11 protein-coding genes are annotated in these 9,678 nt (G+C 32.1%); all 11 read right to left on the bottom strand.

The window, feature by feature from the left end; translation table 11 throughout:
* Positions 1–95: 95 nt before the first annotated feature.
* The gene (locus tag AAC854_RS07300; RefSeq protein ID WP_340616515.1) at positions 96–281 is read right to left on the bottom strand and encodes a hypothetical protein; all 186 of its coding nucleotides are present in this window, start codon (positions 279–281) and stop codon (positions 96–98) included.
* Positions 282–364: 83 nt separating this feature from the next.
* Positions 365–544: a helix-turn-helix domain-containing protein gene (locus AAC854_RS07295; RefSeq protein WP_340616519.1), complete on the bottom strand. Its 180-nt coding sequence runs from the start codon at positions 542–544 to the stop codon at positions 365–367.
* Positions 545–1,097: 553 nt separating this feature from the next.
* Positions 1,098–2,153 carry a glycosyltransferase WbsX family protein gene (locus AAC854_RS07290; protein WP_340616514.1) on the bottom strand — a complete coding sequence of 352 codons (1,056 nt, stop codon included), beginning with the start codon at positions 2,151–2,153 and terminating at the stop codon, positions 1,098–1,100.
* Positions 2,154–2,162: 9 nt separating this feature from the next.
* Positions 2,163–2,762 carry an acyltransferase gene (locus tag AAC854_RS07285; RefSeq protein ID WP_340616513.1) on the bottom strand — a complete coding sequence of 200 codons (600 nt, stop codon included), beginning with the start codon at positions 2,760–2,762 and terminating at the stop codon, positions 2,163–2,165.
* A gap of 144 nt (positions 2,763–2,906) precedes the next feature.
* Entirely contained in the window at positions 2,907–4,004 is a 1,098-nt protein-coding gene (locus AAC854_RS07280; protein WP_340616512.1) for a WavE lipopolysaccharide synthesis family protein, read from the bottom strand.
* The gene (locus AAC854_RS07275) at positions 3,994–5,436 is read right to left on the bottom strand and encodes a lipopolysaccharide biosynthesis protein (protein WP_340616511.1); all 1,443 of its coding nucleotides are present in this window, start codon (positions 5,434–5,436) and stop codon (positions 3,994–3,996) included. The genes AAC854_RS07280 and AAC854_RS07275 overlap by 11 nt, the downstream gene beginning before the upstream one ends.
* Before the next feature lie 11 nt (positions 5,437–5,447).
* Positions 5,448–6,161 (bottom strand): glycosyltransferase family 2 protein, encoded by a 714-nt coding sequence (locus AAC854_RS07270; RefSeq protein ID WP_340616510.1) that lies wholly within the window; start codon positions 6,159–6,161, stop codon positions 5,448–5,450.
* Between the two features lie 17 nt (positions 6,162–6,178).
* Entirely contained in the window at positions 6,179–7,708 is a 1,530-nt protein-coding gene (locus tag AAC854_RS07265) for a capsular biosynthesis protein (RefSeq protein WP_340616509.1), read from the bottom strand.
* Between the two features lie 13 nt (positions 7,709–7,721).
* On the bottom strand, positions 7,722–8,102 hold the full coding sequence (locus AAC854_RS07260) for an HAD hydrolase family protein (RefSeq protein ID WP_422824061.1): 381 nt from the start codon (positions 8,100–8,102) through the stop codon (positions 7,722–7,724).
* 48 nt (positions 8,103–8,150) lie between these two features.
* Positions 8,151–8,696, bottom strand: a complete 546-nt coding sequence (gene rfbC / locus AAC854_RS07255) for a dTDP-4-dehydrorhamnose 3,5-epimerase (protein ID WP_340616508.1) — start codon at positions 8,694–8,696, stop codon at positions 8,151–8,153.
* A gap of 50 nt (positions 8,697–8,746) precedes the next feature.
* Positions 8,747–9,631 carry a glucose-1-phosphate thymidylyltransferase RfbA gene (gene rfbA, locus AAC854_RS07250; protein WP_340616507.1) on the bottom strand — a complete coding sequence of 295 codons (885 nt, stop codon included), beginning with the start codon at positions 9,629–9,631 and terminating at the stop codon, positions 8,747–8,749.
* Positions 9,632–9,678: the final 47 nt, after the last annotated feature.

Below are 9,678 nucleotides of genomic sequence, written 5' to 3'. Positions count from 1 at the left end.
AAAGTATCGATACTCATAAGAATACTTCCCGAAAAAAGAAGTATGAAATTATATTTTTTCTTATTCGTCAAACCTGAAATTTTTTAACAAAAAGTTCACGCTCTCGCCCTGGTCTCCCGAATGACACCGAAAAAATACGCCACATTTTCCGCGTTAATACTCGGATATTCACGAATAATGGTTTCTTCAATACATTGTAAATTGAAGGCTCCCATCAGGTTGATACGGGTGAGGCTGCCGGTAGTTTCGACCACTTTGACGTGCTTTTTCCCTGATTTCATCCAGCCGTAGCTTAATTTTGTGAATTGTGAGGGATGCACTGCATCAATAAACAGAATAGGCTCATTCTGACCAGATTGGTCTTTCAGGGCGTGGTAGGCCTTAATAAATTGTTGCTGTTTATTCGCATCGAGTTTATGAGGAACCCCGTCGGCTTTTTATAGCTGAAACCCTGACGGTGAAGCCATTTCGTCATCCCGGCCACGGTGAACGCAACCTGCCAGCGCGCCCAGACATAAACCACAATTTGTGCGGTGGTATGCATCAGATTAACCGTCAAATAATCAACCAGTTCAGCTGTATGCTCGGCAGACAAATGGCTTTCAGAACCGCCATTTCCAGGGGCGAGCTTTTCCTGGCTGAAGTAATCATTTCAAATGACGACTGACAGTGCTTTCATGAATACGCAAGGCCTGAGCAATATCTGTGCAGTCCAGCTCTCGGAAGCCAAAAAAGCCGTTTTGATGCGGTCGCGAACGCGTCCATCACAAGTGGTATCATGCATTAATTTGAGGACACGTTTTTGATCTGACGTCAAATGAATTTTCATGGTTGTTAACATGATCTAATTTGAGTGAAAAATCGAGCATCTTCAATGACTATGGGTATAGAATTGATGCGATTCTCAGTCACATAAAATCCGCTCTAAATCATCATCATGTTAATATGTTTAAATCGCAATAGAGTTATGCTGAAATAATTATCATTTTTTTTAAAAAAAAAGCGTCTAATTTTAAATCGTTTTTAAAATAAATATGTTTATAAAGAACCCATGGTTGTTTACTATAATAATAAATAAACACCCATGCTCTCTTTTTTTATCCAAAATAGGATGTGAATTTATTTTTGAATAATTTTAAAAGGGAGTCTCCAAAAAAATCATCTGGTTCGAGAATATTTCCTTCAGCCCATTCATTCCAAGATTTTATAACAATAAGGTCAATATTGCTTTTTATAACGTGAGATAATACATGATCTAAATGTTTTTCAAAATTAATTTCGTTGAAATTTTTAAGTATAGTACCACGTATTCCATGACGAGGAGTTGTGTCCCAACCAGTAAAGATTACTGGACTCTCACAAGTATCAAAGTTATCTTTACATGACACCATTTTTTCGTAGTCATAGACTAAAGGACCGATAAAGTTGAGTCCTAACCTTCTTATTAATTGTTCTTTTATAAATTCAACAGGATGTATTTTTTTTCTTTTTGAAAAATATGTTGAACTATTTACTATTGTATCAAATTTTGTAGAAAAAACATCGGAAACAGAGGTGTTTTCAGCTACCCAATATATTCCATCAAAACCATGAACTGTAGCTATTTCATTAAAAATATTTATAAATTCATTCAGGTCTGGTATATCATTAGGCATGAAAATACCAAAAACAGGGCGGTTATCTATTTTTATATAATTATCTTTTTTAAAATGAGTCATGCAATCTAGACAATATCTCTTATAATCTTGAATTCCTAGATATTCTTGCCGAATTAGCAGCTTACCAATTGCTTTATTATACCAGCTATGATTTGCCCATATAAGTGCGTATGGAAATGATAGATTGTTATCTCGAATATATTCCTTAGGTTTATTTAGCAAAGTTTTTCCTTTACCAAACCAATAATCCCATATAAAAAATCCGTCAATATTATGAGACAAAGCTACTTCAGCCTGCCATTCCATGATATTTTTATTTGGTAATTCATACTGAAAAAATGGTGTTGTTGGTTTTCTAATATTTTGTGTAAGAATATAATTTTTCGCGTTATTTAACGCTGTCCATTCAGTAAATCCATCTCCCCACCATTGACTATTTTCTTTAATAACATGAAATTGAGGAAGATAATATGCGAGTACTTTGGGCTTATTCATATTAAAAATTCAGTTTGAAGATTGAATGACTTTTGCTGGAATACCTACAGCAATAGAATAGGGTGGAATATCTTTTGTTACTACAGAATTAGATCCAATAATAGATCCTCTACCTATTTTCACATTTGGTAAAACGACAACTCCATCTCCAAGCCATACATTTTCATCAATAAAAACTGGGCCTTTGGAATAGAGTTGTCTATCATTAGGAGATAGAGAGTGTACAGATATATTTGTAGTCTTACCATGAAAGTGGTCAGTAATAAATACTTTACTTCCCATCAGACATCCGGAAGAAATTGTTACTCTATCTAGAGCAGCAATATGAACCCAGTCAGCAATAATTACATTATCACCAATTATTAATTTGGAATTATTATTAACAGCTTCTAACCAACAGCTTCTTCCGGTTTGAAAATTATTGCCAATTTCCATACGGAAATGATTTATTACCTTTATATTAGACCAGTAAAATGATACATTTTTCTTGTATACATATTTATAAAAGGAATTAAATATCTTATTTATAGCCCTAGAGCGAATTTTGTATATGAAGAAGACTAATCCATCACTTTTAAAGTGTGATTTTATTTTATTAAAAAGACTCATATTTCACCAGTAAATTAGAAGCTATTACTTAAAATAATTTAGGGTTTAGTTAGATCAAAATGGGAAGTAGTGTATTCGGTGCGTTAAGTCGAAATTAAAGTCATAGAAATAGATTAATGTAATACTTAGAGAATATTTATGAAATCAGTTTTCGTATCGAGAGAGATAGTTTGCAAGATTTCTTTTTTTTAGTTCATGATTTTTTTTATCTTTACTCATCATAATGAAATCGCTGGCTCGTAACATAGTTAAGGTTTGATTTCTATCATACACACCATTTCCCACCAAATTATATTCTTCTGCATTATATTTCAACCAAAAAAGATCAACAGTTTCTTTATCTATCAAATAGAAAAATTTAGTTATGAAATCATAATAGCTACTATGATCAATACCATCACATACACCAATATTCTTAGCTAAATTTCTATGAACGAATATTTCAGCTACATTTTCCTCAACTATGTCCCGAACTTTATACTTGGTTTGGGCAAATTCATATGCCGTTTGGGTTCTTTTATCATCAGGGAATGACCACATCTTAATCAAATCATCTGTCAACCCAAACTGAAACATATCACACATTGACCAAGGACGAAACTTACATACGGACATTGTAAGTTCGATTATTCTATTTTCTATAAAATTATTTGGGTATGGAGGATTATTAACAAGAATTTTTTTAAAAAATGATAGGGTTGTCCAAGAATAAAATCTTTGATCTGTTCTAGTCTTGAGAGCATACTTACACTTCAATTTTCTGGCTTGCATCAAACCTTCGAGTGTTGTTTTTTTTTGTAAGTTTATATTATGTGAGCCACTTATTTTAGGTTTTTCGTTTAAGATAACATAGGATTCATTCTGTAACTTACAAATAATATCTGTATTGGAATCATTCCAAGTTGATACAATTATATTTATATTTTTATAAAATTTTTTATAAAGTAGTACAGTCTCGTATGTGAAGTCTCGTTCAGAAGCTATTGGGCCTTGAATTATAATAGCGAAATCCGAAAAATCGACATTATCGGTATCCCATATATGTTCTACTGGAACATCTTTAGCTTTAACCGGTCTTTTATGATGAGAAAAAAAATATTTAGATTTTGATCTTTTATTAACAGAATAGATAACGAAATTTTGAAGTTTATCCAGAAAGAAAACAATTAACGGAGAGAAAAAACAAATAATAACTTCTAAAGATTTTTTAATATTTTGTTTTGTCTCGTATTTAATTTTCATTATATCTTTTACCTAGTGAATATAAACCAGAAATATAAGAAGTGGCAATGTATATAAGTAATGCTATACAGATTATAAATGCTTTATAAAAAGTGTTTGTAACAATTTCATATCTACTATCATCTAAAATAATAAATAAAAATGATGAAATAAAAATGATTCCTCCTCCAAGAGGGAGTAATTTAAAGATAAACCACTTATTGAATCTAAAAAACGTTAGTGCTCTCTTGATATTAAAAATTTCACAGGTTATTGATTGAGATAAGAGAACTCCGCCTATAGCACCCTCTAAACCATATAATTTAGCACCTAAAAAACTAAACAATACTGAGAATACACCAGCAATAGCTGTAATTTTAATATAATTTGTTTCTCGACAACTAAAACAAGCTGAAGTCAAAGTTGCTTGTATAGATTCAATATAGATGAGAATTGAAAATAATAGGAAGCAAATAAATCCAATAGTGCTGATATTAGGTTTTATAAAATGTATAATCTCATTGCCAAATGCATTTAAAGATAAACATCCCATTAGGGCTATAATAGACACTTCAAAAATAACGCTCATTATTTCTTTGTTAAATGAACCGACCCCATTTCTTGCAAAATTTTGAGACCATTTCGGTGAGTTCAGCTGTATAGGTATGTTACATACAGCGAGTATGCCAAAGAATAGTTGATAAATTATAGAATATTTTACAACATCCTCTGCTGCTAGCGAAAATGATATGACATAGATTGTCGAACTAAATACAAAAAGTGAAGGTATATAGGTCAATGTCCAATCTCGTAAATTTGGAAAAATTCTTTTTATGATTTTTTTGTTATAATGGTGATTACATGCTTGGTATAAATCTTTTTTACTTATAAAGCAACTTAAAACTATAATAATTATAGATTGCGAAAGAATAGAGAGATGCAGAGAGTAGATATTAAATTTTAAATATAAAAATGCATATATGCTGGATAGAAATATTAATGAAGACAGCAGCCTAATTGTCCTTTCTATTAAAGGACCTATATTGACAAATACGAGCGCTAAAAGAGAGTTTGAAAATATTCTTAAACAAGCTGAAGCTATAAATAGACACGTTATTGTGATTATTTTAGTAACGTCTATTAACCCTATTATTAGCAAGGGTACTGCAAGTAGAAGAATGACTGAACCTGAAAATGTAAGTAATGTTCTAACTAGAGTATACTCGTGGTTTTTTGGCTTAGATTCTTTACTCTTTTTCGCAATTGAAACCTCCCGAATGATAGCTTGTGATATACCAAAATCAAATATAGATATATAGGGTATTAACGCAGCAAGCAATACCCAAGTTTTCATCTCTGATATATTGAGAAATTGAGCTGCAATTTTTATTGTTAATATTCCCTGTAGTGCTTGAATAGCAATACACAGAAGAGACACAATGCGAGTTAACAATTTCTTTTACCTTATCGGTGAGACAAAAAATTGTAATACTCACTTGGTGTACCACAGAAAATAACTTTTTCTCGTTCAATTATATTGAATTTTATTTTTTTTCCTTCTTTTATTAAACAATTATACATAGGTGCAATATAAAGCTCGTTATTTATCCATTCTTGAGGATCTAAACTCGCCATGAATTCAAAAGCATTAATATAATCTGTCGCTTTAGAAAAATAGTATAATCCTGTTGAACATAGATTAGAAACAGGAATTTTTTCTGTTGTTCGCTCAACGAATTCAGATTCATTGTAAGATTTTACATATGACCAATTGTTACCACTACCTATGAAAACTTCAAGATAGCCATCTGCATCCAATTTATTCTTAGGATAAATGAAATTAGGCCTAAATGTGTCTATATTAAATATAGTAATTGAATCATTTAGATGGTGATTTGGTAAATTTTTAAGTGCTAATGCTACTGTTTCTGCTTGTCCTCTTGTTTCGTGTTTCAACACATGAATATAATAGTCTTTTATGCCAAGATATTTAACTTTATTGGTTACAAATTGAATAGTATCATATATGTCACGAACGATAAAAACGAACTTTTTTGACCCGAAGTAATTAGTAAAACTTAGGACAGAATGTTCAAAAAGCGTTTTACCATGAGCATCCAACATATATTTTGGTTTATCAAAGCCAGCTGAAAAAAAACGCGAGCTTAAACCAGCCATAGGGATTATTATCATATTTATGCCTTATCAAACTCTTTGAATAATCTAAATGCATTTGCCAAAAGTGCATATTGTCTTTTTTGATCATCATTATGTAGTGGTAACATAGATATAAAAAGATGAACTTGCATGGCACAAAGTGCTTTATAAGAAATATTATATTTTTTCTTTACTAAAGAAACAAAATTACTTTGTATTTGACTAACATCTTTATTTAGATTTATTTCAAAATCAATGATTCCGGACTCAATATCTACATTCAAATCATAAAGCCCTGAAATAATCCAATCATATAAACCAATAATTGAATGTGCTAATTTTGCTATATCATAATATATGTTTCCATATATTGTCAGATTACCTTTTGCGTCTACGCCTCTTGGGTCAAGAACTTTTATTCTATCGGTTCTAAAATCATATAGAATATTACTGAAGCAAAAATCTCCATGGATAACGGTTTCATTTTCAACTTGAATACTATCAATAAAAGCTTCTGTTTTATTGATTATTGTTTCTAATGATATTGAATCACCTAAATTTAGACTCCATCTTTTATCGATCAAAAATTGTTGTTCTTCTAGAAATATGTTTATTCTTGAACGAGTTTTATCGGAGAACAGGCTTTTTAAGCAAGTAAGATCTGAGATTTTTTTTTCAAATTCACGGCAATCGTCTATGAATGTAAGACATTTTATTATGATTTTATTCCAAATTGTAGGCTCGACTTCTGAGAAAATATACAATTCATTTAACGGAGTATTGTATAAATATTCTAGTTGATATGAATAATTACCAAGTTCATCAATATTATCACCTAGATATTGAGGTGTATATATTCTCAATTTAGGGGGGAGTGAGGAAAACCAATTAGCTTCTGCTTTAATTTTTAGGTTATTACTGCTTTTTTTTTCAATCCAATCTTTATTAATCTTTAAATCATTGAAAGCTCTCTGAGTGGTGAATTCGGCTTTTGATTTATAATAATTATTTATATGTCCGAAATCATACCAATCTAAATTATTTGCTATTTTTAGTGCTTTATTTTTATTATATATTTTTATTCCTTCAACAAAATTCCATCTTGCCTTTATTATCGATCTAACAAGTAATCCTGGATCAGATATGGAAAAATATCCTGCTATTATACTTTCATTCTCTTCATAGGCTCCCCATGAATATCCATCATTTTTTTCTGAAGTAGCAATAACATCTTCACCTGAGGGTATAGGTTTTATTAAAGTATCACCAAATAGTATTTTGAGAGATTTAGAATCTTTAAAAATCATACTGTTAATCGCAGTAACTAAGGATTCTCCTAAAGTTATACCATCAGGCAGGTAGATTACCTCTATATTATTTTTAATAAGCCACATTTTATCATCATGTGATAATTTATAACTTTCAGGAAGAGATATATAAATATTTTCATTCTTTTTTGCAAGTTTAATTTGATACTTATAGAGTCTCTTATTGCCAAGTGGTAATAGACAAGGAGGAATATCACCAAACTCAGCTTTTAGATCTTGCCCAACATAGGCTGCTGACATAATTAATAACATTTTAAAGTTCAATTAGCTTAGATATTTCACTTTCAGAAAGTTTAACAAACTCATCTGGTCTTATTGCTTTATCATCTACATAGAACCCATCAGTTCCACACCATGGTTTTCCTACGACAATTTCATCATATGGAACATTATGTTTGTCTAACCATTCTGTGATTATGGGTATTGTATGAATATTTATCTTTCCAATGTTACCAGCAAAAGAGTTCATATTTCTAGCTGTATGAATAACTATATAATATCCAAGTTTTTTAAAACTTATGAGCCTTTCAATTACATCAAATCTAGGTGAGACAGTACGATAGTCCTTTGTGTCAGCATTTGTTAATGTACCATCTAGATCAATTATAATTTTCTTCATATTACTACGAGACATAGTGCCCTCAAATTTGTGATAATTAGATATGGTTTGTTTAACTAAAAATCAAAATAAATCTGCTAAATTAAATGGAGAAGCCTTTTCGTCTTTTGAAGAAAGTTTTAATTTAGAGCTTTCTGGCCAGACGATAGATAATAAATGATCATTCCAGATGATACTTCTTTCATGGCTAGGAGTATAATAATTTGTTGTTTTATAAAGAAACTCAGCTGTGTTGCTGAGTGTTAAGAAACCATGTGCAAATCCTTCAGGGATCCAAAAATGGCGTTTATTGTCTGCACTCAAATGAACACCAACCCACTGACCAAACGTGGAAGAATTTTTGCGAATATCGACAGCCACGTCAAAAACCTCACCAGCAATACAGCGTACCAACTTTCCTTGAGTGTATGGAGCTAATTGATAATGAAGCCCACGCAATACACCTTTACTAGATTTAGAGTGGTTATCTTGAACAAATGTTACAGAACGACCAATAGCTTCTTCAAAGACTTTTTGATTGAAGCTTTCGAAGAAGAAACCGCGTTCGTCTCCAAATACCTTAGGTTCGAATATTAATACATCAGGAATTGCTGTTTTAATTACATTCATCGGGTAGCTCTTTAGATATAAGGACTGGAAAGAATTTTATTATTGATAATTTACTGATGATCTCTTTCCACCATTTTTAGCAGATATTGACCATAGTCATTCTTAGCCAGTGGAGCAGCCAGTTCTTTGAGCTGAGAAGCATTAATAAACTTTTTGCGATAGGCAATTTCTTCAGGGCAGGCAACTTTTAGCCCCTGACGTATCTCGATAGTTTGGATAAAGTTACTTGCCTCTATCAAGCTTTGGTGGGTACCCGTGTCTAGCCAGGCATAACCACGCCCCATCATAGCTACTGATAATTCGTCTTGTTCAAGGTAGAGACGGTTAATATCAGTGATTTCAAGCTCACCGCGTTTGGAAGGGGTTAGACCTTTAGCCATTTCTACCACACGATTGTCATAAAAATAGAGCCCGGTAACCGCATAGTTACTCTTGGGTTTCAGCGGCTTCTCTTCCAGAGAGATAGCTTTTCCTTCGGTATTAAACTCTACTACGCCATAACGTTCAGGATCATGTACATGATAAGCAAAAACTGTTGCACCATTGGTTTTTTCAGCAGCCTGTTCTAACTGCTTTTGCAGATCATGACCATAGAAAATATTATCTCCCAATACAAGAGCGCAGTTGTCTTCACCAATAAACTCTTCAGCAAGGATAAAGGCTTGCGCTAGACCATCAGGGCTTGGTTGTACTTTGTATTGAAGATTGAGTCCCCATTGAGAGCCATTCCCCAGTAATTGCTCAAATCGGGGAGTATCCTGAGGTGTACTGATAATAAGAATGTCTCTAATCCCAGCTAGCATTAGTGTGCTTAAAGGGTAGTAGATCATGGGCTTATCATAGATAGGGAGTAATTGTTTACTTACCGCCATGGTGACAGGATAAAGGCGAGTACCAGATCCTCCTGCCAGAATAATACCTTTACGTGTTGTCATTTTGTTTAATTTACGAGTGTAAAATGAAAATCGAGTTGAGTTCTAAC

The sequence above is a fragment of the Xenorhabdus entomophaga genome (assembly GCF_037996725.1).
Classification (GTDB): Bacteria; Pseudomonadota; Gammaproteobacteria; order Enterobacterales; family Enterobacteriaceae; genus Xenorhabdus; species Xenorhabdus khoisanae.
The sequence above is the reverse complement of the archived record's forward strand: the minus strand, read 5'-3'. Positions and strand labels throughout refer to the sequence as shown.

Excerpts from the sequence above, each read along its gene's own strand:
- AAC854_RS07300 (WP_340616515.1), bottom strand. The coding sequence starts at position 281 with ATGAAATCAGGGAAAAAGCACGTCAAAGTGGTCGAAACTACCGGCAGC.
- AAC854_RS07295 (WP_340616519.1), bottom strand. The coding sequence starts at position 544 with ATGCATACCACCGCACAAATTGTGGTTTATGTCTGGGCGCGCTGGCAG.
- AAC854_RS07290 (WP_340616514.1), bottom strand. The coding sequence starts at position 2,153 with ATGAATAAGCCCAAAGTACTCGCATATTATCTTCCTCAATTTCATGTT.
- AAC854_RS07285 (WP_340616513.1), bottom strand. The coding sequence starts at position 2,762 with ATGAGTCTTTTTAATAAAATAAAATCACACTTTAAAAGTGATGGATTA.
- AAC854_RS07280 (WP_340616512.1), bottom strand. The coding sequence starts at position 4,004 with ATGAAAATTAAATACGAGACAAAACAAAATATTAAAAAATCTTTAGAA.
- AAC854_RS07270 (WP_340616510.1), bottom strand. The coding sequence starts at position 6,161 with ATGGCTGGTTTAAGCTCGCGTTTTTTTTCAGCTGGCTTTGATAAACCA.
- AAC854_RS07265 (WP_340616509.1), bottom strand. The coding sequence starts at position 7,708 with ATGTCAGCAGCCTATGTTGGGCAAGATCTAAAAGCTGAGTTTGGTGAT.
- AAC854_RS07260 (WP_422824061.1), bottom strand. The coding sequence starts at position 8,102 with ATGTCTCGTAGTAATATGAAGAAAATTATAATTGATCTAGATGGTACA.
- rfbC (WP_340616508.1), bottom strand. The coding sequence starts at position 8,696 with ATGAATGTAATTAAAACAGCAATTCCTGATGTATTAATATTCGAACCT.
- rfbA (WP_340616507.1), bottom strand. The coding sequence starts at position 9,631 with ATGACAACACGTAAAGGTATTATTCTGGCAGGAGGATCTGGTACTCGC.